The sequence below is a fragment of the Viridibacillus sp. NPDC096237 genome (assembly GCF_050278625.1).
Taxonomy (GTDB): Bacteria; Bacillota; Bacilli; order Bacillales_A; family Planococcaceae; genus Viridibacillus.
Window position 1 is genome coordinate 78,839 of the sequence record NZ_JBNNTI010000005.1, and the last position, 25,699, is coordinate 104,537.

The window sequence follows — 25,699 nt, forward strand, 5'->3', positions numbered from 1 at the left end:
CTAAATAACAATCGGCGTAGTTAGCGCAACAATCAATGAAGATAGTGCAACAATCATCGACTTTAGTGCAACAATCAAGGCGCTTAGCGCAACAATCAACGAAGTTAGCGCAACAATCGAATTTTTGAGGAATATTCACTTGCGAGGTGTCGTCGTTGTACGGGCCGCTTCAGCATTTAGAGTTAAATTCACATTTTTGTCGAATTTGTTCTGCTTTCGTTTGTTTTTAATGTTAAAGCGTAGCGGGGAGGGTGGGGGTTTGGTAAAATTATGTTGGACAGTTCTGCAGAGGAGGACTATAAGTGAACGTTGCAAAGTGGATTAGTACAGTAGTTGCGTCAGCGCTTTTGGCTACGACAATGGGGTTTGCACCTATTGCGAAGGCAGAGACTGAAGTGACGCATAATATTAAAGACGAAAGTATCTATGATCTCTTAGTGGATCGTTATTTTAATTCATCGGTCGAAAATGACTATAATGTAGATGCCCGAGATCAAAATGAATTTGCTGGTGGTGACCTTTCAGGGATTGCTACTAAGTTAAAGCATATTCAAGATATGGGTTTCACTGTTCTATCGATTGGGTCGATTTTTTCGACTGAATCTTATGATGGGAGTGCAGTTGTAGATTACAAAAATATTGATCGTCATTTTGGTACAGCAAAGGAATTTGAATCTTTGCTGGCTGATGTTCATAAAGGCAAGATGAAGCTAATGGTTGATTTTCCGTTAAGTAATGTTAGTAAAAATCACGTTTGGGCTACAGATAAAGCCAACTCAGATTGGTACGATACCGCTGATAACGGCCGTATTAATTGGAAAACAGAGAATCCTAAGGTACAAGAGGAATTAATCAATGCAGCAACTGATTTTGCAAAGAAGTACGATATCGATGGTATTCGCTTAACTAATTTAGGCAATAGTGATAAAGCATTTTTAAATGAAATGATTCAGTCATTGAAAAATACTAATAAAGATATCTATGTTATATCTTCAGAAGACAGCGATGCAAATTTTGATATGTCTGTAAATAAAGAGACTATTGATATTTATCAATCTATTTTCAAAAATGTCGATATAGATTCATCAAAAGTTGAACAGCCACTTGGCACAATGAAAAAAGGTGATGAAGAAAAACCTTCAGCTATTATGTTAGACAGTTTAAATAGCTCTCGTTTCACATTTGCTTCTGCAAATGAAAATATGTATCCACCGACGCGTATTAAAGTAGCGATGGCGGCAATGTTTACGTTACCTGGTGTACCAATAATGACATACGGTACAGAAATTGCACAAAATGGTAAACAAGCTCCTGAATCACATGCAGTATTTGATTTCAAAACGAAGGATGATATTGTTTCATATATTGGTGACGTTCAATCTGTTCGTAATAAATCAGAGACACTTCGTACTGGTGACTTTAAACTATTAGAGAATAAAGATGGCTATATTGTATTCGAACGTTCTTCTGATGATGAGCAGTGGATTGTTGTTGTGAACAACACAAAGAGTACTCAACATATCGATTTAGGTAAAGATATCATTGGAGAAAACAAAGAGCTACGTGGCTTATTTGAAAATGATATTGTACGTCCGAACGATGATGGTACGTATCGAGTAGTGGTTGATCGTGAAATTGTCGAACTCTATCAAGTAAAAGACCATAATGGCTTTAATGTTTCTTATATAATTTCACTAGGTTTTGTCTATGTACTATTCATAACATTTATCGTATTAGTTTTACGTAGAAGTAAAAAAAATCGAAAAGCAAAAAATGACTAAAATAAAATCCCTTAGAGAGTGTAAGTAATCTCTAAGGGATTTTGTATTTTAAGTTGTGGGGTGTTGATTTAAGAAGAAAATAGCTAATGTACCAGGACCTGCATGTGATGCAACGGAAGAACCGATTAAATGGATTTCGACGGCTTTAGGCTGGAATTTGTCCATAATCATGGCTTTCATCTCTTCAGCAGCAGCTAAATCATCTCCGTGACTAATGGCAATTACTTGATCACTTAAATGGTCACCTGTTTCTTCCATCTTGTCTAGGATGCGTTTCATTACTTTCTTACGTCCACGATGTTTTTCAATCGGAATGAGTTTACCATCTTCTACATGAAGTAATGGTTTAATACTTAGTAAGCCACCGATAAATGCGCTTGCTTTTGAAACGCGTCCACCACGTGCTAAATAATCTAAGTCTTCTACTGTAAAGAAGTGTTCCATATGTTGTGCGTTGAAACGAACTTTGTCTACCATTTCATCTATGCTTAAGCCGGCTTCACGAAGGCGAACAGCTTCCTTTACAACTAGACCGTATCCTAATGAAGCACACTTAGAATCAACGATCGTTAATTTTAAATCAGGGTATTGTTCTTTTACCTGTTGGTAGATCATTACAGCAGTGCTGTATGTACCAGATAATTCAGATGAGAAGGCTATATAAAGTCCTTCTTCACCTGATTTTGCTAGCTCTTCGAATAGTTCTAAAAATAATTCAGGAGAAGCTTGAGAAGTCTTTGGTTGTCCACCTTGACGGATAAATTCATATACTTTTAAGACTTCGACTCCGGTGACATCTGCATATTCTTGGTTGTTCATATGAACTCTTAAAGGGATTAGTGTGAGGTTATTTTCTTCATAAAAAGATTTAGGTAAATCAGAAGCGCTATCTGCATAGATTCTCACTTATATACCTCCTAGTGTAGTTTATTTTAAGTTTAGTCGGTCAATTAGGAGGTTAGCTATACCATCCTCATTGTTGGTTTGTGTTATTTCATTTGCAATGTTTTTGAGCTGGCCAATACCATTACCCATTGCAACGCCAATACCCGCATATTCTATCATTTCTAAGTCGTTGTCTTCGTCGCCAAATGCAATTATTCGATCACGAGGTATTTGTAGGTCTTTGGCAACATGTGATAGTCCGACAGCTTTATTTATGCCGCGACGAACGATTTCAATTACTTCCCAAGGGTCACCCCAGCGACGATGATCGATTAGCTCGGCTTTTGTATCAGCTAAATGTTGACGAATTAAGGGTACATTAGAAGAGCTAGCCTGAATTAAAAGGCTTGTAGGATTATCTTTTAAATAATCACGTAAAATACCTGTCGTTACTCTTGGTTCGCCCATAGTTAAAATATCTAAGATTTTTTGATCATGGTATTGAACATACACATCATCCATAACCTCAGCGATTAAATTTTCAATTTCATAATGGTTGATGGATTCCACTACATCTTTTACAACTGATAACTCTATTGGGCTATGAAGTGTTTGCCAAGAGGTGTTGGTTGGATGATGTACGAAGGCTCCATTAAAGTTGACGATTGGTGTATATAAACCTAATTCTTGATAGTATATTTTACTCGCACGATAGGGTCTTCCGGTTGCAATCATAACTTGATGACCTTCTTCTTTCGCCTGTAGCAAAGTGCGTTTTGTTTTCTCAGAAATAACTTTCTCGTCGGTTAAAAGTGTACCGTCTAAATCTAAAACAATTAAATGAGGTTGTACCATATGAAAAAACTCCTTTCCTACTATAATAGAGTGTATCGTTAATCTTACTTGTTCGTCAAAACTTTGTCACCGTGAATAATTTTTGTTACGATATTATTAGGATAAACTATCAAGGAGTGAATGCAGTGAAGGTTCAACAAGAACAGTGGGGTAAAATTCCGTTACTTCACATTTATGATGAAAAGACCGTAACATCAGCATCACCAGTTGTCATTTTTCTCCATGGCTTTATGAGTGCGAGTGAACATAATTTACACTATGCGTATAAACTAGTTGAAAGAGGCGTTCGAGTACTATTACCAGATGCATATTTGCATGGTGAGCGAGATGAAGGACTAGATGAAATTCAACTTAGTTTACGTTTTTGGGAAGTGGTCTTAACTTCAATTGAAGAAGTTGATTTTTTACATAAGCAGTTAATAGAAAGAGGTTTGCTGCCAGAAGGTAAAATTGGTTTAGCAGGAACTTCTATGGGTGGGATTGTTACATTAGGTTGCTTACGTGTTTACCCATGGATTCAAACAGCATCAGTTATGATGGGTGCACCTGGTTATGTGGAGCTTTCAAAAGCTCAGATGGCTCAGTTTGAAGAACGAGGTTTCAAAATTCCAATATCAGATGAAGAGCTTCAGAAAATGGTGCAAACACTTAGCTACTTTGATATATCAAAGCATCCTGAATCGATGGCTAACCGTCCAGTATTATTCTGGCACGGTAAGAAAGACCATATGGTTCCATTTACACCTGCATATCAATTTTATGAAAGTATACAAGCAGATTATGCAGACCACCCTGAAAATCTTGTTTTCATTGTTGATAAACAAGCAGGACATAAAGTATCACGTCCAGGGATGCTTGCTGCTACGAAATGGCTCGCAGACCATTTGGCATAAGTCGTTTCATTTGTTATGATGTATTAAACACTATGCAGAAAGGGGAAACACTATGGATGCAGATATGAAAGAAGTAATATATGGTGCTTTAGAAAATGTAATTGATCCTGAGTTAGGTATTGATATCGTGAACTTAGGTTTAGTATATGAAGTGGATTTATCTGAAGAAGGATTATGTGTAGTAACCATGACATTAACTTCAATGGGTTGCCCACTTGGTCCAGTTATTGTTGACCAAATCCGTACAGCTTTATTTGAATTACCTGAAATTAAAGAAGTCACTGTTGATATTGTATGGAATCCACCATGGAATAAAGACAATATGTCACGTTATGCAAAAATTGCTCTAGGTATTCGCTAATTTTATAAAGATAAAACCCGTTCAGACTGGAAAAGTCGAGCGGGTTTTTTTAATGACATGTATGGATATAATACCTGAGGTTAGTCAATTCTACAAATTTGAAGAGGACAGTTTTCACATTCACATTCATCTTTGAGGAATTGTAAATTGAGAATTGTGATTGTGCTCTTATCAAATGTAATAATGTTATTTTTCTTGAGGTCATTTAACATACGGTTAATGACTTCACGGCTAGTAGCACAGAGATTTGCTAGCTCATTATTGGTCAATTTATAGTTAATATGGATTGAACCATCATCCAACTTTTCACCATAAGTGTTTGCTAAACGTATCAGTGTAGAAAATAACGCACCCTTTTTTCCGTGTAACAATAAATCGCGAAGTCTAGATTGACTTTTCATATTTTGTAACTGTATCCAACGCAAACATGCAATCATCAATGAAGGTTCTTGACTAAGGTAGAGTTCAAGCATGTTGTTATCGATAGTTAAAATAGTAGTTGGCTCCATAGCTGTTGCTGTCGTTGAATTATAGTCTAAGGAACTAAAAATAGTACTTTCCCCGATTAAATTATTGCTACTACATATGCGAATCGTCAATTCTTTCCCACTTGCAGTTTCTTTTGAAATTCTCACCTTACCAGACACAACGAAAAAAACATCCTGGGTACGATCGCCTTCTAAGAATATAGGGGTGTCTTTGGCGAATTTGAGAACTGTACCATGTTCTTCGAAAAGTGAATGGAGCTTAGGTGGGATAGTTTCAATTTCCTCCAAAAAAATTCACAACCTCTTCTGTTTTCCCTAATTATAACATACAGCTTTCTTGTAATTGGGCATATTTAAATATATCAAATATTTCCAATATTAAGGTGATAAAAATTCGAATGTATAGAATTTTAATATGAAAAATATAATAGTCAAAAAAGGTCAAACAAATCGCTTTACTTTAAAAGGAGAACGATAATATAATGAAGTTAATCAAAAGGTCAAATAAGGTCAAATAAGGAGTGAACTATAATGCAAATGAATATGAATGATGCAGAGCAAAAAAGTCCACTTGAACAATTTGGACGTAATTTAGTAGAAGAAGTGAAAAATGGCAAAATGGATCCTGTTATTGGTCGTGACCAAGAAATCCGTAATGTCATTCGAATATTATCTCGTAAGACAAAAAACAACCCTGTATTAATCGGTGAACCGGGTGTTGGTAAAACAGCAATCGTTGAAGGGTTAGCACAAAGAATCGTAAAAAAAGACGTACCAGAAGGTTTAAAAGACCGCAAAATTTATGAGTTGGATATGAGTGCATTAATCGCTGGTGCCAAATATCGTGGGGAATTTGAAGAGCGCTTAAAAGGCGTATTAAAAGAAGTAAAAGAAAGTGAAGGGCAAATCATCCTTTTCATCGATGAAATTCATACAATCGTTGGGGCAGGTAAAACGGATGGTGCAATGGATGCTGGGAATATGCTAAAACCGATGTTAGCAAGAGGTGAGTTACATTGTATCGGTGCAACTACATTAGATGAATATCGTATGTATATCGAAAAGGATCCAGCACTTGAACGTCGTTTCCAACAAGTTTTAGTTCGTGAACCATCTGTAGAGGATACGATTTCTATATTACGTGGTTTAAAAGAACGTTTTGAACTGCATCATGCCGTGAAAATTCATGACCGAGCAATCGTTGCTGCTGCGGAATTATCAAATCGCTATTTAACTGAGCGTTTTATGCCAGATAAAGCAATTGATTTAATCGATGAAGCTTGTGCTATGATTCGAACAGAAATAGACTCCATGCCACAAGAATTAGATGAGGTAACACGTCGTACTATGCAGCTTAAAATTGAAGAACAAGCATTGATGAAAGAAAAGGATGAAGCTAGTAAAAAACGTCTTGTAGCACTTCGTGAGGAATTATCGGAGCTAAAAGACTCTTCTTCTAATATGCGTGAGCAATGGGAAGCCGAAAAATCTTCACTTCATGTTATCCAAGAAAAACGTGAAACACTTGATCGTTATCGTAGGGATTTAGAAGAAGCTGAAAATAATTATGATTTAAATAAAGCAGCAGTGCTCCGTCACGGCAAAATTCCTGAATTAGAAAAAGAATTAGTAGAACTTGAGCAAACTTTGCAACAAGGAAATGATCGTCTGCTCCGTGAAGATGTGACAGCTGAAGAAATTGCTTCAATTGTTTCAAGATGGACAGGTATTCCAGTAACAAAATTAGTTGAAGGTGAACGTGAAAAACTACTCAACTTAAAAGCTACTTTACAAGAGCGAGTAGTTGGGCAGGACGAAGCAGTTCAGCTAGTGACAGAAGCAGTTTGGAGAGCACGTGCAGGTATTCAAGATCCACAAAAACCAATCGGATCTTTCTTGTTCTTAGGACCAACAGGTGTAGGGAAAACCGAATTAGCAAAAGCATTAGCCGCTCAATTATTTGACTCAGAGGATCATTTCATTCGAATTGATATGTCTGAGTACATGGAAAAACATAGCGTATCACGCTTAGTAGGAGCACCTCCTGGCTATATCGGTTATGAAGAAGGCGGTCAATTGACAGAAGCTGTCCGTAGAAATCCATATGCAGTAGTGCTTTTAGATGAAATTGAAAAGGCGCATCCAGACGTTGCGAATATTTTATTGCAAATTTTAGATGATGGTCGTATTACCGATAGCCAAGGTCGTATGGTTAATTTCACAAATACCGTAATCATATTGACTTCTAATATAGGCTCAAGTTACTTACTAGATATGCCTAATAATAGTGAACATGCTGTTGAAGACCTAGTAATGGCCTCTTTAAAAGAGCATTTCAAACCAGAGTTATTAAATAGATTAGATGATATCGTTATGTTCCATTCATTAACAAATGAACATTTTTATCAAATCACTTGGAAGTACATTCAGTTATTAAAAAAACGAGTAGCTGAACAAGAAATTGAACTCCAAGTAGATGGAAATGTCATTGAGTGGGTAGTAGCAGAAGGAACAGACCCAACTTTTGGTGCAAGACCTTTAAGAAGATTTGTACAGCGATATATTGAAACGCTCGTTGCAAAAGAATTGCTAAAAGGGGATACAGTACCAGGGGATCGATTAGTCGTTTCAATGGAAGATGATAAAGTAACAATCCATAAAGAATCAGCGCAAGCATAAAAAAGAGTCTGAGCAACCTTTATATAAGGGTGCTCAGACTTTTTTAAAAGAAAAAACCCCGTCCAATCTATGGACAGGATTTTGATTATTGTTGGTGACCTACTTGTTTAGGTGATTCGTTTGGAATAATATTGCTAATAATAATTAAGAATACTGAGAAAACTACTGAAAGCCCTAATCCAAGATTTAAGTTAAATCCAACATTCTGAATTGAACTTACTACGTAGTTCAGTACAGAAACTAATAATGCTGACCACAAAAATAGCATAATATATCTCATTAATTTCACCTCTAACTAACTTTTTTACCTGTTCTATCATATCATATTGCCACATTTAAATAAAAGAATCTTTTCATTATTATGCCCCGTTATTTGGACAAAAATTGACGAAGTGTTGAAAAAATATAAATCTTTCGTTATAATTATTACCAGGTACTAATAATTGATAACAAAAGAAAAGAGGCGCTACTTCATGAACGCTGGAATAATAGGCTTAGGAAGATGTATCCCTAATCGTGTAGTCACAAATGCTGACTTAGAAAAAATGATGGATACATCGGATGAATGGATTCGCACTAGAACAGGAATCGAAGAACGAAGAATTGCATCAGATGAACATAACTCTTCTCATTTAGCTTTTGAAGCTGCAAAAAACGCAATAGCTAATGCTGGTATTTCGGCTGATCAAATCGGGCTTATTTTAGTTGCAACCGTAACACCTGACCGACCATTTCCGAGTGTAGCGTGTATGATACAAGACCAACTAGGTGCACATAATGCGGCTGCAATGGACTTGTCCGCTGCATGTGCAGGATTTATGTACGGCTTGGTAACGGCTAAGCAATTCATTGAATCTAATACATATGATTATGTATTAGTAGTAGGTGTTGAAAAGCTTTCAAAAATTACAAACTGGGAAGATCGAAATACTGCTGTCCTATTTGGTGATGGTGCATGTGCAGCTGTGATGGGTAAAGTATCTGATAATAGAGGGATTTTATCATTTGAGCTTGGTTCAGACGGCTCAGGCGGAAAACATTTATTCCAAAATGATGCAGGTCACATTGAGATGAATGGCCGTGAAGTATTCAAATTTGCGGTACGTCAAATGGGTGAATCAGCTTTAAATGTCATAGAGAAAGCGGGATATGCTAAGGAAGATGTTGATTTCCTAATTCCGCATCAAGCAAATATTCGAATTATGGAATCTGCAAGACAAAGACTAGGTTTGCCAGAGGAGAAAATGTCTACGGCTATTAAAAAATATGGCAATACATCATCTGCTTCAATCGGCAATGCATTAATAGAAGAACTAGAAGCCGGCAAAATTCAAGATGGCGATTTACTTGTGCTCGTTGGATTTGGTGGCGGCCTTACATGGGGCGCCGTTGCAATGCGCTGGGGAAAATAACAATATTAGAAAAGAGGGAGTTTTAAGAACATGACAAAACGTCGAGTAGTTGTTACAGGTATTGGTGCTGTGACACCTTTAGGAAATGATGTAGAAACAACATGGAAAGCGATTAAAGAAGGAAAAAGTGGTGTTGGCCCGTTAACACGTTTAGATGCTGAACAATTTCCTGCAAAAGTTGCTGCAGAAGTAAAAGATTTTGATATTGAAGCATATATTTCTCGAAAAGAAGCACGTAAGATGGATCGTTTTACACATTACGCATTAGCGGCGTCTATTATGGCTGTAAAAGATGCAGGGTTAGAAATAACTCCTGAAGTTGGTCTGCGTACAGGTGTTTGGATAGGTTCTGGAATTGGTGGAATGGAGACGTATGAACAACAATTCCGCAATTTCCTTGAAAAAGGACAACGTCGTGTTAGTCCATTTTTCGTACCAATGATGATTCCTGATATGGCTGCAGGTCAAGTATCTATCCACTTTGGTGCAAAAGCAATTAACTCATGTACAGTAACAGCATGTGCATCAGGTACAAACTCAATTGGTGACGCGTTTAAAGTTATTGAGCGTGGTGATGCAGATGTCATGATTACTGGAGGAGCAGAGGCGCCGATTACGAATATGGCGGTTGCAGGATTTTGCTCAAATACAGCACTTACGTTAAACCAAGATCCACAAACGGCATCTCGTCCATTCGATGCAAATCGCGATGGTTTTGTCATCGGAGAAGGATCGGGTATTGTTATTTTAGAAGAATACGAACATGCAGTAAAACGTGGTGCAAAAATTTATAGTGAAGTTGTAGGATACGGTTCAACTGGAGATGCACATCATATTACAGCACCTGCTCCTGAAGGGGAGGGTGCAGCTCGCTCTATGAAGCAAGCGATAGATGATGCTGGTATTGATGCAACAGAAATTGGTTATATCAATGCGCATGGTACGAGCACACCTTATAATGATTTATTTGAAACAAAAGCTGTAAAAACTGTTTTCGGAGAACATGCTTACAATTTAGCGATGAGTTCAACGAAGTCGATGACAGGTCATTTACTTGGAGCAGCTGGTGGGATTGAAGCAATCTTCTCAGTACTTGCATTAAAAGAAGGTATTTTACCGCCAACGATGAATCTAGAAACAACAGATCCTGAGTGCGATTTAGACTATGTTGCTAACAGAGCAAGAGAAAAAGAAATTACTTATGCGTTAAGTAATTCACTAGGTTTTGGTGGGCATAATGCTTCACTATTATTTAAAAAATATCAATAAGTAACGAATGACCACAGGGTGAATTTCCTGTGGTTTATTTATCTATAGAACTTTATTGTAATGTTATTAAATCAAATGAATACTGCAAGCGAATATAGTAAGTGAAATACTATTAATGGTTTTGAAAATCATATTTTCGCATAAAAATGACCTCGTTAGTTATAACGAAGTCATTTTTTCATATAGTATTAAAAACTAGAAAAGGAAATATGCAAATGCGCTTACTATTTTTCTTAACTTTTTATGGTCTTATTGTACTGAGTTCAACACATATGATTCTATATTTGAACTACCGAGCACTAGGTTATACATGGACAGCCGTTTTTATGTTTATTTTGCAAACAGTTGATTTCAAAATTTTCATCGGCTCAAGTATTGGACTAGTTATCGTCTATTTCTCCCAAGGCCCATCGCGTCTTCCATTTTCTTAATTGTTGCACTTGCAATAGCGTTTGCTTTTTCGGCGCCTGCATCGAAGATATCATCTAATTGTGGTGAATCGATTAACTCGTTAAAACGTTCTTGGATAGGTACTAGATGATTAATAACACTTTCAGCAACGCCTGCTTTGAATGCACCATAACCAAGCCCAGCGTATTTTGCTACAAGATTGTCAATGGATTCGTTTGTTAGTGCTGCTTCAATTGTTAGTAAGTTAGATACACCAGGTTTAGATTCAGTATTGAAAGCAACTACGCCTTCAGAATCTGTCACGGCAGATTTGATTTTCTTCTCAATCTCTTTTGGAGTATCTAGAAGGCGGATTGTTGCTTTTTTGTTTTCATCTGATTTACTCATTTTTTTGGTTGGCTCTTGTAGAGATTTAATACGAGCCCCGTTTTTTGGTAATTGTATAGTAGGAATCGTGAATACTTTACCGTAACGTTTATTGAAACGTTCAGCTAAGTCTCTTGTGATTTCTAAATGTTGTTTTTGGTCATCGCCAACTGGAACGATATCTGTGTTGTATAGAAGAATATCACCAGCCATTAGTGGTGGGTAAGTAAGTAAGCCAGCAGAAACCGCCTCTTTACCAGTTGATTTATCTTTGAATTGCGTCATGCGCTCAAGTTCACCGATGTAAGAAATACATTGTAACATCCATCCAGCTTGTGCATGTGCAGGTACCTCTGATTGAATAAATAGAGTTGATTTCTCTGGATCAATACCTGTTGCTAGATATGTTGCGGCAAGCGTGCGGATGCTGTTTCTAAGTTCTTTGCTATCTTGTGGCATTGTAATCGCGTGCTGATCTGCAATACAGAAGATACAATCGTATTCGTCTTGCATAGTTGCGAATTGTCTAAATGCACCAAGGTAGTTACCTAATGTAATTACACCTGTTGGTTGTACACCTGAAAAAATACGTTTCATAATTGAGTTCCTCCTTAGATAAAAAAACATCATGCGTCTCCTAATATAGGGACGAATGATGTTGAATCCGCGGTACCACCCAAGCTTGTCGATAAATCGACCACTCATCCTCGTAACGTGAGGTTAACGAACTGAGCTACTACAAACCGGTTCACAAAGTTAACTCGGAAGTCCATTCCATTTAGCATATCATCTGTTTGCACCAACCACAGACTCTCTTTACATACGACATAAATGTACTACTCTTCGTCTTCGTTTTTTTTAATGCTTTTTGTGATTATAATATAGCCGAAAGCTAAAAATCAAGTATTGGTCTACAGTTTACAAATAATAAAACATAAGGGCAATGAACATCATCATAATGGTAGCTCCACCAATTTGTAAAATACCCTTAAAGGGCATTGAAACAATTTGAGAAGGAGCTCTCATATCTTTAACATCCTCTAGTCTAGGATCTAACAATAACCTTACGCATACTAACTGTGAAAATATCAAAAAAGCCCGATGATAGTATATATGCTGTGAGTCCAACAAAAAGCACAATACCCCCTGCTACAAATGAGACATTAATGTAATCGATTAATTTCAAGCCTTTATATTGAAAAAGCATTATGAGTACGATTTGCACTAGATGTATCAATTCAAGCACAAGTTGTTAACCTATTAAAAGAGTTACAAGAAGAAAAAGGTTTAACCTATTTATTTATCGCGCATGATCTCTCTATGGTTAAATATATTTCGGATAGAATCGGTGTAATGTATTTTGGTAAACTAGTAGAGATTGCACCAGCAGAAGATCTTTACAAGTATCCTATGCACCCATATACACAATCACTATTATCGGCAATTCCACTGCCTGACCCTGATTATGAACGCAATCGTGTGCGTAAAACATACGATCCAAAATCGCATAATTATAAGGACGGAGAGAACGTGAAAATGCGTGAAGTACGTCCTGGACATTTCGTCTATTGTTCTGATACTGAATTTGCCGCGTTACAAAAAGAGTATGAAAGTAACTAATCATTATTATTAGCTAAATGCTGCCCCTTTAGTCAATGAAATTAGTTGACTAAAGGGGCAGTTTTGTATTTTGTCAAATTTGATTTGTGAAATCTAACTATAATTGAAACTTTTTTTGCAGTTCCGACGTATAATTAGTGTAAATATAATATACATTTTTTCAATATAGAGATTCTAAATGAGAATATTTATTTGAAAAAAAGGTTTACCATAATGTGTTTTTGGGGATACTACATATATACGAGTAGTGAAGTTGTCCAACCTTTACGGAGAAACTAAAAATGATAGAAAAAACGGTCATAACTTACATGGAAAATTTTCTTAATAGCATATATTCAAATTGGACAAAATGTTGTATAATATGCTTACAGTTCTTTTTTTAAAGTCATTCTAATTTAGGAATGTTATTATATTCGCTACACATTTTGAAAGGATGTGTTTTATATGATGGTGACATTATTTACTTCACCCAGTTGTACATCTTGTAGAAAAGCAAAAGCATGGTTAGAAGAACATGATATTCCATATACAGAACGAAATATTTTCGCTGAGCCTTTAAGCATAAGTGAAATAAAAGAAATTTTACGCATGACTGAGGATGGTACGGATGAAATCATCTCAACTCGCTCTAAAATTTTCCAAAAACTAAAAGTAGATGTAGAAACTTTACCATTACAACGTCTTTATGAGTTAATTCAAGAACATCCAGGACTTTTACGTCGTCCGATTATTTTAGATGAAAAACGTTTACAAGTAGGGTATAACGAAGATGAAATTCGTCGTTTCTTACCACGTAAAGTTCGTGCTTACCAATTACAAGAAGCACAGAAGATGGTTAACTAATTTTAAGTGCCATTTTCATGTGACTTATCTCGCTTAGAATAGTCAACAGTATGCATATATATAATAAGTATATTGATTAGTTTGGATTCATACGTACCCATTTCTTCAATATGTCTTCAGAGCCAGTTGTTGTTAAGTATCACACAACTGGCTCTTTTTATGTGTTAAAAAAAATGCATTATTTACGATATAAAAGGGACTAGTAAACCTATACATAGGACCGTTATAACTTGATTTACTAAATCTTGTCTACTACAATTCATATACTGTTGTAATTTTCCGAGTTATTTCCTTTCCATTTTCAACAAACTCATCATACAATAGTATTAGACACTGTATTATCAAGAAATTTTAAAGACTTGTTCATAAGTGGACTCGATGCATCTATTAGTATTGACCGAAGGGAGTTGTGTAATATGGACATCGAACGCATAAATGAGAATACACTCAAACTCTTCATTTCTTATCATGACATTGAAGAACGTGGATTCACGAAAGATGAAGTATGGTATAACCGGGAAAAAAGCGAAGAACTCTTCTGGTCTATGATGGATGAAATAAATGATGAAGAATATTTTGAAGTTGAAGGACCATTATGGATCCAAGTGATAGTTCAAGAGAATGGTCTAGAGTTAACTATCACACACGCTAAAATTTATAAGGACGGTCAGCATATCGAACCGCCCTTCGATATAGAAGATAAACACAGAATGATGTCATCTGCATTTGGTGGCGATGAGCCAAAAGTGCACGAATTTGACGATTTTGAAGATCTTGTAAATAGCACAATTGATGAAGATTCCGATTTTATTTTTAAATTACAGGAATTTGATGATATTATTCCTCTTGCAAAAAAAATACAAGAGACCGCCTTATACCATAATGCTTTATATGAATGGGAAGGCGGCTATTATTTGCACATCCGTTTTAATGAAGAGGTTTTACATGATGAGGCCGAAGACATCTTCAGTGTTATTACTGAATTTTCTACGGACGCAGATGTAACAATTCACATTCTTCAAGAATACGGTAAAGCATTAATGGAAAAAGACTGTTTTGATACTGTCATAAAGTATTTTTCTTAAATGACATTGAAAATCCCCCGAATCCGAGGGTACTGAAAAATTTACGTTTTTAAAATGTAATGTTCTTCAATAGTAAACACCGGCACTTTTTGTTCGATTTTGAACAGAAAGTGCCGGTGTTTTTTTGGTATTTCCCTTATTTTTCATTTAAGAGCTTCAAGATCCGTTTCAAATTCACCGCAAATATTGTTGTAGCTCCTTGAACTTCCAGGCCAAATTAACCCGCCGATTTTGCCAATGTCCGTCACCTTTTTCACCTGTTGTCACAACTGCCACTGTAATAATTCATTCATCACTCATCGCAATGTGCATTTTAAATGCAAAGAAAGAAGAATCGGCCGATTTATGTCCTAATCGCGCATCTGAATCCGAGGTGTAACTTAGTTGTCCGTCATAATCTTCGATGACGTTTAATTTCTCTTGTACGGCAGGGACTGAGCGACTTTGGATTGTGTTTCTACAATTTCCACGACTTGACGACAATAGTCTAATTCCTCTGTGATTTCATTTGAAGTTAGTTTTAATGGAAATTTTTATTTTATCATTATATAAAGAGGTAGGTGTGAATCGGAAAGAATGAAAAACTCAGAAAAACGATAAAACTAGTTGATTGGAGTGCAGGCGGCGACTCCTTGAGGAATTAGCGAACGTCTTGAGACCCCGCAGGAGAGTTAGCGACGAGGAGGCTCAAGGTTCGTCCCCAGGAAAGCATCTGCCGGAACGGAAATAAACGGCATCGAAGAAAAAGCCGGGGCTAAAATTCATTTTATGGACTTTTTCAGTGCCTTCCCGAATCCCAGGGGATTTTTCCCTTGCAATTTATCCTGTAAATTTATAGAATGGATAAAAATAGGAGGTGGTTGTATTTTAACTGCTATAACAACAAATAATGATCTATTTATACTTTCTACTACACATACGAGAGAAAACCTAAAACATTTAAGGCAAACCCTTAAGTTTTTCTGTCCACAATGTAAAGGAGAATTACAACTTCGAGTAGGGGATATTGTTATTCCTCATTTTGCTCACAAAAAGGATGCGAATTGTCTTCAATTATTTTCGGATGGAGAGTCGAAGGACCATTTAGAAGGTAAGCAACAACTTTATCATTTTTTTGAAACGAAAGGATTATCTGTTCAACTAGAGCCTTTTATAAAGGACTTGTCACAGCGACCGGATTTATTGGTAACAACTCAAAATGAGCAATATGCCATTGAATTTCAGTGTAGTAATATTCCTATTGAGATGGTACAAGCTCGTACGAAAGGCTATATGAATGCAAAGATAGTTCCGATATGGCTTCTTAAAACCCCTAATTTTAAGCAGCAAAAATCTACAAGTATTCAACTCATTCAACTCTCTCCATTTCGTCAACAATTTATCACACGTCATTCCCAGCATGGCACAACCCTTCTCACATACAATCCGACTACAGCAATGTTTATGTACTATTCACATTTACTATTTATACAAGGGTATAGTTTTATCGCTAAAGTACAACAGCTTCCGATTGCTCATCAGCATTTTCCGTTTCTACAATTAAAAGAGCCAACAAAAGAGGAATTTGGCCTGTATTGGCAAGTACATTTACATATTCGAAATCGCTTTTTACGTCAACGATTCTACTTAAGTAGAAAAGGAGTGCAGGATTTGCTCTTAAAAGGCTGTTACAGTGCGCGTATGGGGCTTGAACAATTACCTCTATTCATTGGCTTGCCTGTCCGAAATGCCCAGTATATCGATGTCTACATCTTAGAATGGCAAGCTTCTTTCTTCTTCTTCTTACAAGATTGTCAAAAGAGTATATTACAAGTGGATGATGAGCTTATTTCAATATTTATGAAGAATAATCAATTTTATTTTCATGATGAACGAGGTAAGGAAGCAATTCTTCACTATATTTCATTATTGAAAAAGTTGCATATTCATTCCATCCACTCTTCTACAAAAGAAGCTGAAATTTTACAATTGTTGCATAATGAATTCCTTGCAAAGTGTTATGAAAATTGAGAAAATAATATAGTGATTGTTTCTCAATGTATGTACAATAGGAGGTCATAGATTATGACAATGAAACCAGAAACAAAAGTATTAACAAGACAAGAGGTGCCTGTTGAACTTACTTGGCGTCTTGAAGATATCTTTGAGACAGACGAGGCTTGGGAAGCAGAGTTTAAAGAGATTAGTGCTTTAAGTGAAAATGCTGCATCTTATCAAGATACAATTGTAAACGGTGCACAGGCACTATTAGCAGCCCTTCAATACCGAGATAAATTATTTTCAAAATTAATGCGCCTTTATACTTATTCTCATATGCGCTTGGATCAAGATACAGCAAACAGCTTCTATCAAGCAATGGATAGTCGTTGTAAATCACTTTATGCGAAAGTTTCAACGGGTCTGTCATTTTTAACACCTGAAATTTTAGCATTAGATGAAAATATAATTGAACAATATATAGTTGAAAATGAAGAACTTCAACTTTACAGACAAGAATTACTTGAAATTAACATTGGGCGTCCACATATTCTGCCAGCAGAACAAGAGGCAATCCTTGCGCAGTTGTCAGAGGTAACGGGTGCATCGTCTGAAACATTTAGTACATTAAATAATGCTGATTTACAGTTCCCTACGATTGAAGATGAAAATGGTCATCAAGTTCAACTAACACATGGGAACTATACACATTTCTTAGAAAGCGGCGATCGTAAAGTACGTGAAGCAGCATTCCGCGCAATGTATAAAACATACGGAGAATTCCGTAACACATTTGCAACGACTCTTGCTGGTAATATTAAAGGTGATAACGTTAGTGCGCGTATTCGTAAATACGAATCTGCTCGTCAAGCTGCTATGGCGGCGAATCATATTCCAGAAAAAGTATATGATCAACTCATTTCGACAATTCATAAGTATTTACCGTTGATGCATCGTTATATTGCTTTGCGCAAAAAAGTATTGGGTGTTGAAGAACTTCATATGTGGGATATATATACACCACTTGTACAAGAATCAAAGGTAGATATGCCATATGAAGAAGCTAAAAGCAAAATGTTAAAAAGCTTTGAAGTGCTTGGTGATGAATATGTAAATATTGTTAAACAAGGTTTAGAGGATCGCTGGGTAGATGTACTTGAAAACAAAGGTAAACGAAGCGGTGCATATTCTTCTGGTGCATATGGTACGAATCCTTATGTCCTAATGAACTGGCAAAATAATCTAGATAATCTATTTACTCTTGTTCATGAATTTGGACATAGTGTCCATAGTTACTTCACTCGCAACAACCAGCCGTTCGTATACGGAAACTATTCTATTTTCGTTGCAGAAGTTGCATCCACTTGTAACGAAGAGTTATTAAACCATTATTTGTTAAATACGATTGAAGATCCACAACAACGTATTTATATACTGAATCACTGGTTAGAAGGATTCCGCGGTACAATTTTCCGCCAAACTATGTTTGCTGAATTTGAGCATATTATTCATCAGCTTGATCAAAATGGTGAAGCGTTAACAGCGGAAAAAATGACGGAAGTCTACTATAGTTTAAATAAACAATATTATGGAGACGACATTGTGGTAGATGAAGAGATTGGTCTAGAATGGGCACGTATCCCTCACTTCTACTACAATTACTATGTGTATCAATATGCAACAGGTAAGAGTGCAGCTACTGCGCTAAGTGCTCAAATCCTTGAAGAAGGACAACCTGCAGTAGATCGTTATATTAACAATTTCCTAAAAGCGGGATGTTCAGACTTCCCGATTGAAGTATTAAAAGCAGCGGGCGTTAATATGGAATCTGCTGAGCCAATCGAAGAAGCTTGCAAAGTATTTGAGAAAAACTTAGAGGAACTAGAAAAACTTCTTAACGTATAATAGTAAATGGTTAAAAAGCCGAGGAGAGAAATAATTTTCCTCGGCATTTTTAATTAGAAAACATTCCTTATGGGATAATCTGCAATGGTTAATATTTGAATGAAAACTTAAAAATAGTAATTTTAAGGCTCGACAAAACCATGTCAATTTTAAGTTTAAAATGCTTATTACTACATGCAAACGCTTTCCTTATGACAACTTTGTGAATTCAATTCTGAATCGTTGCTATATCAATTTTTCCATGCTAAAGTGTTAGATGTGAAATAAATCACAAACAAACATACACCCCTTTGTTTGAAACGTGAACATTTCTCCCATCCCCTTTGTGAAAAGAAGGCGTCTCTCGTAGAGGCGCCTCTTTTATTTTTTTATATTCTATTAACTGCTAACTATCATCTACATATTCACTAGACCTTACATATAATCAAAAAGACTTTTAATAGTTACATTAAGAAAGCTAGCAACGACTAAAAAGATCGTTACTAGCCTATATATAATATTTATTTTAAACGCCACAGCGATGATTCTTCATAATTGATGCGGTCGACTTTTTGTTGTAGCATTTTCTTTTTTAACTCTCGGTCAGCAGTTTGTTCAGTAATATTATAAATTGATGCTACTTCTTTAGTTGTTAATGTATGATACCGTTTAAATAATTCTTCTACTGATGGAGGCTGTTGACAAATAAGTTCACCGTCTAATAATTCTTCTAATATTTGTTCATAAACTTCATATGAATAATTTCCACTAACTTTTAAACCTTCATCTTCAATATTTTCATTAAAGAAAACGAAGCTTGGTACCTCTTCTACTTCCATCTCACGCGTAATGCATAAATCACTTTGAAATGCACGAGAAGCTTCTAACGATTGGAAGTCTGTTTGGAACTCTTGAATATCTAATTTAGCCTCTTTGGCTATTTCGACTAGGGTCGAGCATGAGCGAACGTTTTTCGTATTCAACAATACATATTCTTGTAATTTCATTAGGTAACGATAGCCAGCTTTTTTTCCTTGTAATTCAGCAGCCTTTACTGCGATTGAAGGAAGAACGGGATGAGAGACATCAATTTCTTCATATTCACTATTACAGCTATTTACACGTTGGCAAGCGACATTAAGCGAGGCTAATTCTGTACTAAGAACAAAGCGTAAAGTAAAGTACTGATTATAATTTACTTGAAGCTTACGGATAATTGCTTGTAAATCCCAACTGTCTGGAGCAAGTGGATCGACGAATACATAAAGCTCAATCGGTCTACTAAGAGTTGTAGTAGGTGAAGGCGGTGCCGGCATGAACTGAATAGTATTCACTCTAATACCTCCTCGTCGTTATCAGGTGAATTAATCATGTGGTGCGCTGTAAGGACGAGTCGTTTATAGTATATTTCTCGAATCTTTCCATCTAATCCAACTTCATCCATAGCATCAGCCATACATTCTAACCATGCTTGTGCACGTTCAGGTGTAATTTTGAAGTGCATGTGGCGGGCTCTCATCATTGGATGCCCATGTTCTTCTGTAAAAAGATTTGGACCACCTAAATATTGAGTTTGAAATTGAATTTGCTTGCGGGCTGTTTCAGTTAAATCATCAGGAAATATCGGCTTTAGCTTCGGATTTTTAGCGACTTTGGAGTAGAAAATCTTAATCATTTTTGATAGTGTTTCTTCGCCAATTTCCTCATAAGGAATAATAGGTTTTTGCGTCATTGATGATGCTCCTTTGCTTTAGCTGTAATTCTATTCTATCAACCTAAACGTTTTTTCTCAAACAAATCGATTAAATTACATTACTTTTTTCATATAGTTTAATAAAAAAGTCCGTAAAAGTGTATGATTACTGTAGAAAATCGTACTTTCAAAGAAACTAATTAAAAAAAGAATCGACATATTGGTAGCTTAAATGTCGATTCTTAGAATAAATTGATATGTAATTGTTCGACAGCTCCGGCATTTCTGTCATTATGCTTGATAGCTATTCATGATCTTATTCACATAGTTTGTCGTTTCTTTAAATGGTGGAACACCATTATATTTAGATACATTGCCAGGTCCTGCATTATATGCAGCTAACATTAGATTCATATTACCTCCGAATTTATCATACATTTGCTTCAAATACTTGGTGCCCCCCATAATGTTTTGTTCAGGGTCAAAAACATTAGAAACTCCAAGGAATTTGGCTGTACCTGGCATTAATTGCATAAGACCAGCCGCTCCGGCATGACTAACTACAGAGTTATTGAAATTAGATTCTTGTTTGATCACAGCTTTAATCATTTTTTCGGGAATTCCATAAGTTTCGGAAGCTTTTTTAATAATAGTATCATACTGCGTATTTGATGTAACACTAGTAGGACCCGGTGTATAGCCAGTTAATACTGGATTCAAAGGTGTCATACTATATGTATTATTAGCCACAGAAGTTGGTTTATAAATAGGTGAGGTACCGTTATAGTATAAGCTTGCAAGTTCGTTATTCGAGCTCGTTGTTGAAGCCCCCATTAAGCCGCTACCTAATAATGAAGCATAGTCAGTAGCATTTGAACTGTTCGAGCCTGCTACCGAGTTTGTTAAGCCAAGTAATTGGGACATGTTGCTTTGAGATGTTGATGAAGTCATCATTTCATTCATTAATTGTGTGAACATACTAGATGAAGAAGATGATGAATCATTTGTTGATAAGCTAGTCGATCCCATGGATTGCAATCCTTGAATTTCAAGGAGCGTTTTTAAAGTCGAGATATCCATCTATTAACCTCTTTTCTTATTGACGGCAGCCATGAAGCGAGCGATTTTTTTATCCGCTTCTCTAACTGGTATTGAATGTTTTGCTAAAAATTCCTCAAAAATTACTCTACCTGTCTCCTCATCAGTCACTTCAAATTCTAGTTCATAGTCATCTGTGTCCAAATAGCGAGAATGGTCAAATACGAGAAGTCCGCCATTATATTTTATTTCGGCACGCTTTGTAAAAAGTGTACCTAATAGTTGGAGATTAGCCGGATTAATTTGAAGTTTTTTTAATCGAGTATCTACTTCTTCTGACATTAGAGTAGCCCCATTTAGCACTTCATTTACTTGTTCTGAAGTTAATAAATCAGTTGTTTCCAATAATCCAATACCAGATGCTGGTTCTTTTAATGTGCATTCAAAGCGGTTTTGAACTTCTCGAATTCGAAGGCCACAACGTGCTTTCTTTAATTGAAAATCTGCTGTATCGAAATAATGATTCTTCTGTTCTTGAAAATCTTCATTTGGAATGGCAAAAGTAATACAAAGTGTTTCATATTCCTCTTTCGAAAGTAGGTTTTTAAATTCAATTTCTAGTTGTTGTGCCATGCCAATCACCCTCTCTTTTTATGAATTCGTATTAATTAATTATAGGTGAAGTATAGACGGCATTGCAATGATTGTCGAAATGGGAAAAAGCATAACAATTCTCTGAAAAAGTGGGTAGTATTGAGGCTTACTATGATAAAATGATAGGAGATTCACGGAAAGGAAGATAGGCTTTGCGTAAAACATATATAGTAGAAAATGGATTACAACTAGAAAAACAAATTCAATTGCAAATATGCGGAGAAACACCTGATTGTGAATGGCGAGCTGCAGGACAGGTTATTACTGATTCAGACGCCATGGCTTTTATCTATCTAATGGATGCTGGGGAAGACTACCATTACATAAAATTCCCGCAAACTATTTGGCCGCTATTAGTCAAAACATTACAATCTGATTTTGAACCATTATTAACCTGGGGCGATAAACAGACTGAATTGATCAACTTCCAGGATGAATTAAACGCACTTATATTTAATATTGAAGGAAATCATAATTATGGAGCAGACTTTTCAACAGCTGTTGAAGAAGCCTTTGCAGAAATATTGAACGAATCCCGAGAAGATTAGGGGGACTTATCATGGGACAATGGGATCGCTTTTTACAGCCCTATAAGCAAGCCGTAGATGAATTGAAAATTAAGCTAAAAGGAATGCGCGCACAGTTCGAAAAATCGAATGAAACGTCACCAATTGAATTTGTAACTGGTCGAGTGAAGCCACTTGCGAGTATTTATGACAAGACGTTAGAAAAAGGTCTAGTCTTTGAACCGTCAGATATGCTAGCACATGAGTTACAAGATATCGCAGGGGTACGTATAATGTGTCAATTCGTGGATGAAATTCCGACTGTTATTGAATTATTACGTCAGCGCAATGATTTAATAGTTGTAGAAGAAAGAGATTATATCACCAATGTTAAAGTTAGTGGATATCGCTCCTATCATATGATTGTTGAATATCCTGTTGCAACCATTCAAGGTGAGAAACGGATTTTAGCTGAAATTCAAATTAGAACACTTGCAATGAACTTCTGGGCATCTATTGAGCATTCATTGAACTATAAATATAAGGGGATTTTTCCGGAGGAAATAAAAAATCGTCTGCAAAGCGCAGCAGAGGCAGCGTTCCGCTTAGATGAGGAAATGTCTTTAATTCGCGAGGAGATACAGGAAGCTCAAAAGTATTTTACGGAATACAAGGAGGCTTCAAATCCAAAAGTTAGAGAGAATAATTCGAAGGGAGCTCATGAAAACCTATGAAATTTGCCGTTCAATCACGTAATGATCCACAATCAAATGAATTAATGGAAAGAGCCATCTCTTACTTAACTGACTTTGGTTTAGAAATAGATGAAGAAAAGCCAGACATTGTATTGTCGATTGGCGGAGATGGTACACTTCTACATGCATTTCATCGATATAGTCATATATTGTCGGATGTTGCATTTGTCGGTATTCATACAGGACATCTAGGTTTTTATGCTGACTGGAAGCCAATTGAAATTGAAAAATTGGTTATCTCCATAGCAAAGAGTGACTTTAAAGTAATCGATTATCCACTATTAGAAGTTGTGATTAATTATCAAAATTCAGATGACAATTACACCTATTTAGCTCTGAATGAATCTACGGTTAAATCCCCAGAAGTAACATTAGTGATGGACGTTGAATTAAATGGGCGCCCATTTGAACGCTTCCGTGGTGATGGTCTTTGTGTTTCTACACCTTCAGGAAGTACTGCTTATAATAAGGCACTTGGGGGCGCCATTTTACATCCATCAATAGAGGCAATTCAAGTGACTGAAATGGCTTCTATTAATAATCGCGTATTCCGTACAGTCGGGTCTTCACTAGTTTTACCGGCACATCATAATTGCGTGCTAAAGCCAGTAAAGGCAAAAGATTTTATGGTCACAGTCGATCATGTGCAATTATTGCATAAAAATGTAAAATCAATTCAGTACAAAGTAGCTAAAGAAAAGGTAAGATTTGCTCGTTTTAGAGCATTCCCGTTTTGGCAACGAGTGCATGACTCATTTATCGATAGTGATTTAAAATAAGATGAAAGATTTACGGTATCGCTTAACATTTAAAGTAGAGCAGGAACAACTTTTTAGAGATGCACTTGCTATGTGGGGAATTTCTAAGAGAGCGTTAACTGCTATAAAATTTCAAGGTGGACAACTTTTAGTAAATGATATAGAGCAAAATGTCCGTCATAGTCTAAAGCAGAATGATTTAGTCACAATTATTTTTCCGCCAGAAGAAATTAGTAAGGGTTTAGTTCCTGAAGATGGAAAACTTGAGGTTATCTTCGAAGATCATGAACTACTGGTCATTTCTAAACAGCCTTTTCAAAATACTATTCCTTCACATGACCATCCAAATGGCAGTGTTGCTAATTTTGTAGCTGCCCATTTGCAACAGCAAGATTTAGCTTCAACGGTGCATATTGTAACCCGTCTTGACCGTGATACATCAGGGATCATGTGTATTGCAAAGCATCGTCACGTTCATCATTTAATGAGTGAAGCTCAAAAGAAACATGAAATACATCGGACATATGAAGCGGTTGTACATGGTCATGTGGAGTCTGAGCAGCAAGAAATAATGGCTCCTATTGGGAGAAAAGACGGTAGTATAATTGAACGTGAAGTAAGAAGTGACGGACAATTTGCACACACCGATGTTGTTGTGTTAAAACGTTTAATCATAGGTGGAGAAGCCGTTACACATATTCGTTTAAAACTGCACACAGGACGTACACATCAAATTCGTGTACATATGGCATCTATTGGACATCCACTTGTAGGAGATACATTATACGGTGGACGTAGGGATGTAATAGATCGCCAAGCATTGCATTGTGTAGAGCTTCAATTATATCATCCGGTGTCGAAACAATATTATTGCTGGCATACGGGTTTGCCGAAAGATATGCAATCACTACTAATAGAATAATCGATAAGGTGCTTTTTATTAAAAAAGTACCTTGGGCTGTAGACAAACTCGAAAAAAACGAGTTTTCTACAGTCTTTTTATTTGTATACAGGATAGATCAGATTTTCCGAAGCTTACCGCGGGCGAGCGCCGAGCCGCTTCGTCGCTACGCTCCTGCAGGGTCTCGTCTGTCTCGCTATTCCCGCAGGAGTCGAGCGGACGCTTCTCCAAACCAATAAATACCAATAAAATGTTACCTTCTACTTTTCCATTGATTCATTCATTTTAATAGATGTTAGATTGTAGACAAACTGCGAAGAAATCCGGGTTTATCTACAGTCTTTTTATTTGTATAAAGGATAGATCAGGTTTTCCGAAGCATACCGCTCGCTTTCCGCGGGCGAGCGCCGAGCCGCTTTGTTGCTACGCTCCTGCAGGGTCTCGTCTGTCTCGCTATTCCCACAGGAGTCGAGTGGACGCTTCTTCAAACCAATAAAATGTTACCTTCTACTTTTCCATTGATTCATTCATTTTAATAGATGTTAGATTGTAGACAAACTGCGAAGAAATCCGGGTTTATCTACA

Annotated in this window: 24 protein-coding genes, 2 pseudogenes and 1 other annotated feature; of the genes and pseudogenes, 15 read left to right on the forward strand and 11 right to left on the reverse strand. The window is 36.4% G+C overall.

Annotated features, from left to right (window positions below; all coding sequences use genetic code 11):
• The first annotated feature begins 302 nt into the window (after nt 1-302).
• Entirely contained in the window at nt 303-1,781 is a 1,479-nt protein-coding gene (locus tag ACQKMD_RS05545) for an alpha-amylase family glycosyl hydrolase (RefSeq protein ID WP_427750200.1), read from the forward strand.
• A 48-nt stretch (nt 1,782-1,829) separates the two neighbouring features.
• On the opposite strand, the gene ACQKMD_RS05550 is transcribed toward ACQKMD_RS05545, so the two are convergent.
• Nucleotides 1,830-2,687: a DegV family protein gene (locus tag ACQKMD_RS05550; protein ID WP_427750202.1), complete on the reverse strand. Its 858-nt coding sequence runs from the start codon at nt 2,685-2,687 to the stop codon at nt 1,830-1,832.
• 21 nt (nt 2,688-2,708) lie between these two features.
• On the reverse strand, nt 2,709-3,521 hold the full coding sequence (locus ACQKMD_RS05555; RefSeq protein ID WP_427750204.1) for a Cof-type HAD-IIB family hydrolase: 813 nt from the start codon (nt 3,519-3,521) through the stop codon (nt 2,709-2,711).
• A 125-nt stretch (nt 3,522-3,646) separates the two neighbouring features.
• On the opposite strand from ACQKMD_RS05555, the gene ACQKMD_RS05560 reads away from it, so the two are divergent.
• Nucleotides 3,647-4,414: an alpha/beta fold hydrolase gene (locus ACQKMD_RS05560; RefSeq protein WP_427750206.1), complete on the forward strand. Its 768-nt coding sequence runs from the start codon at nt 3,647-3,649 to the stop codon at nt 4,412-4,414.
• A gap of 52 nt (nt 4,415-4,466) precedes the next feature.
• Complete coding sequence (locus ACQKMD_RS05565) at nt 4,467-4,775, forward strand: metal-sulfur cluster assembly factor (protein ID WP_427750208.1); 309 nt, start codon at nt 4,467-4,469, stop codon at nt 4,773-4,775.
• 80 nt (nt 4,776-4,855) lie between these two features.
• On the opposite strand, the gene ACQKMD_RS05570 is transcribed toward ACQKMD_RS05565, so the two are convergent.
• Nucleotides 4,856-5,551: a Crp/Fnr family transcriptional regulator gene (locus tag ACQKMD_RS05570; RefSeq protein WP_427750210.1), complete on the reverse strand. Its 696-nt coding sequence runs from the start codon at nt 5,549-5,551 to the stop codon at nt 4,856-4,858.
• A gap of 243 nt (nt 5,552-5,794) precedes the next feature.
• Here ACQKMD_RS05570 and ACQKMD_RS05575 point away from each other — a divergent pair, with 243 nt between their 5' ends.
• Nucleotides 5,795-7,942 (forward strand): ATP-dependent Clp protease ATP-binding subunit, encoded by a 2,148-nt coding sequence (locus tag ACQKMD_RS05575; RefSeq protein WP_427750212.1) that lies wholly within the window; start codon nt 5,795-5,797, stop codon nt 7,940-7,942.
• 85 nt (nt 7,943-8,027) lie between these two features.
• Here the strand turns inward: ACQKMD_RS05575 and ACQKMD_RS05580 are convergent, their stop codons facing one another.
• Nucleotides 8,028-8,222: a YjzD family protein gene (locus tag ACQKMD_RS05580; protein ID WP_427750214.1), complete on the reverse strand. Its 195-nt coding sequence runs from the start codon at nt 8,220-8,222 to the stop codon at nt 8,028-8,030.
• A 193-nt stretch (nt 8,223-8,415) separates the two neighbouring features.
• Between ACQKMD_RS05580 and ACQKMD_RS05585 the strand changes: the two genes are divergently transcribed.
• Both ACQKMD_RS05585 and fabF read left to right on the forward strand, forming a co-directional pair.
• Nucleotides 8,416-9,354, forward strand: a complete 939-nt coding sequence (locus ACQKMD_RS05585; RefSeq protein WP_427750216.1) for a beta-ketoacyl-ACP synthase III — start codon at nt 8,416-8,418, stop codon at nt 9,352-9,354.
• Nucleotides 9,355-9,384: 30 nt separating this feature from the next.
• Nucleotides 9,385-10,623: a beta-ketoacyl-ACP synthase II gene (gene fabF, locus ACQKMD_RS05590; protein WP_427750218.1), complete on the forward strand. Its 1,239-nt coding sequence runs from the start codon at nt 9,385-9,387 to the stop codon at nt 10,621-10,623.
• A 384-nt stretch (nt 10,624-11,007) separates the two neighbouring features.
• Here the strand turns inward: fabF and trpS are convergent, their stop codons facing one another.
• A complete protein-coding gene (trpS, locus tag ACQKMD_RS05595) occupies nt 11,008-11,997 on the reverse strand; it encodes a tryptophan--tRNA ligase (RefSeq protein ID WP_427750220.1) in 990 nt (329 codons plus the stop codon).
• A 44-nt stretch (nt 11,998-12,041) separates the two neighbouring features.
• Nucleotides 12,042-12,259, reverse strand: a binding site (T-box leader).
• Between the two features lie 186 nt (nt 12,260-12,445).
• Nucleotides 12,446-12,607 (reverse strand): DUF3899 domain-containing protein, encoded by a 162-nt coding sequence (locus tag ACQKMD_RS05600; protein ID WP_427750280.1) that lies wholly within the window; start codon nt 12,605-12,607, stop codon nt 12,446-12,448.
• Nucleotides 12,608-12,621: 14 nt separating this feature from the next.
• Here ACQKMD_RS05600 and ACQKMD_RS05605 point away from each other — a divergent pair.
• The 3 genes and pseudogenes from ACQKMD_RS05605 to mecA all read left to right on the forward strand — a co-directional run.
• Nucleotides 12,622-13,020: pseudogene (locus ACQKMD_RS05605) on the forward strand (peptide ABC transporter ATP-binding protein); the annotation flags it as partial.
• 447 nt (nt 13,021-13,467) lie between these two features.
• Nucleotides 13,468-13,863, forward strand: coding sequence for a transcriptional regulator SpxA (gene spxA, locus ACQKMD_RS05610; protein ID WP_179078282.1), 396 nt, complete (start codon nt 13,468-13,470; stop codon nt 13,861-13,863).
• A 416-nt stretch (nt 13,864-14,279) separates the two neighbouring features.
• Nucleotides 14,280-14,948 (forward strand): adaptor protein MecA, encoded by a 669-nt coding sequence (gene mecA, locus ACQKMD_RS05615; RefSeq protein WP_427750222.1) that lies wholly within the window; start codon nt 14,280-14,282, stop codon nt 14,946-14,948.
• A 288-nt stretch (nt 14,949-15,236) separates the two neighbouring features.
• On the opposite strand, the pseudogene ACQKMD_RS05620 reads toward mecA, so the two are convergent.
• Nucleotides 15,237-15,386 (reverse strand): annotated as a pseudogene (locus ACQKMD_RS05620) (IS5/IS1182 family transposase); the annotation flags it as partial.
• Between the two features lie 330 nt (nt 15,387-15,716).
• Between ACQKMD_RS05620 and ACQKMD_RS05625 the strand changes: the two are divergent.
• Together ACQKMD_RS05625 and pepF are read left to right on the forward strand one after the other, a co-directional pair.
• Nucleotides 15,717-16,958, forward strand: a complete 1,242-nt coding sequence (locus ACQKMD_RS05625) for a competence protein CoiA (RefSeq protein WP_427750223.1) — start codon at nt 15,717-15,719, stop codon at nt 16,956-16,958.
• Between the two features lie 54 nt (nt 16,959-17,012).
• Nucleotides 17,013-18,830 carry an oligoendopeptidase F gene (gene pepF / locus ACQKMD_RS05630; protein WP_427750225.1) on the forward strand — a complete coding sequence of 606 codons (1,818 nt, stop codon included), beginning with the start codon at nt 17,013-17,015 and terminating at the stop codon, nt 18,828-18,830.
• Between the two features lie 500 nt (nt 18,831-19,330).
• Here pepF and ACQKMD_RS05635 read toward each other — a convergent pair whose 3' ends face one another.
• The 4 genes from ACQKMD_RS05635 to ACQKMD_RS05650 form a co-directional block, all read right to left on the reverse strand.
• Nucleotides 19,331-20,143, reverse strand: coding sequence for a ClpXP adapter SpxH family protein (locus tag ACQKMD_RS05635; protein WP_427750227.1), 813 nt, complete (start codon nt 20,141-20,143; stop codon nt 19,331-19,333).
• Complete coding sequence (locus ACQKMD_RS05640; RefSeq protein ID WP_427750229.1) at nt 20,140-20,541, reverse strand: globin; 402 nt, start codon at nt 20,539-20,541, stop codon at nt 20,140-20,142. The genes ACQKMD_RS05635 and ACQKMD_RS05640 overlap by 4 nt, the downstream gene beginning before the upstream one ends.
• 252 nt (nt 20,542-20,793) lie before the next feature.
• A complete protein-coding gene (locus tag ACQKMD_RS05645; RefSeq protein ID WP_427750232.1) occupies nt 20,794-21,582 on the reverse strand; it encodes a lytic transglycosylase domain-containing protein in 789 nt (262 codons plus the stop codon).
• Nucleotides 21,583-21,585: 3 nt separating this feature from the next.
• Nucleotides 21,586-22,173, reverse strand: a complete 588-nt coding sequence (locus ACQKMD_RS05650; RefSeq protein WP_427750234.1) for a CYTH domain-containing protein — start codon at nt 22,171-22,173, stop codon at nt 21,586-21,588.
• Nucleotides 22,174-22,346: 173 nt separating this feature from the next.
• Between ACQKMD_RS05650 and ACQKMD_RS05655 the strand changes: the two genes are divergently transcribed.
• From ACQKMD_RS05655 to ACQKMD_RS05670, 4 genes are read left to right on the forward strand one after another with little or no spacing between them, the layout of a single operon-like run.
• A complete protein-coding gene (locus ACQKMD_RS05655; RefSeq protein WP_427750235.1) occupies nt 22,347-22,742 on the forward strand; it encodes a hypothetical protein in 396 nt (131 codons plus the stop codon).
• 11 nt (nt 22,743-22,753) lie between these two features.
• Nucleotides 22,754-23,434: a GTP pyrophosphokinase gene (locus ACQKMD_RS05660; protein WP_427750237.1), complete on the forward strand. Its 681-nt coding sequence runs from the start codon at nt 22,754-22,756 to the stop codon at nt 23,432-23,434.
• Complete coding sequence (locus ACQKMD_RS05665) at nt 23,431-24,234, forward strand: NAD kinase (RefSeq protein ID WP_427750239.1); 804 nt, start codon at nt 23,431-23,433, stop codon at nt 24,232-24,234. Before ACQKMD_RS05660 ends, ACQKMD_RS05665 begins: the two co-directional genes overlap by 4 nt.
• Before the next feature lies 1 nt (nt 24,235).
• Nucleotides 24,236-25,135, forward strand: coding sequence for an RluA family pseudouridine synthase (locus tag ACQKMD_RS05670; RefSeq protein ID WP_427750240.1), 900 nt, complete (start codon nt 24,236-24,238; stop codon nt 25,133-25,135).
• Nucleotides 25,136-25,699 lie beyond the last annotated feature (564 nt).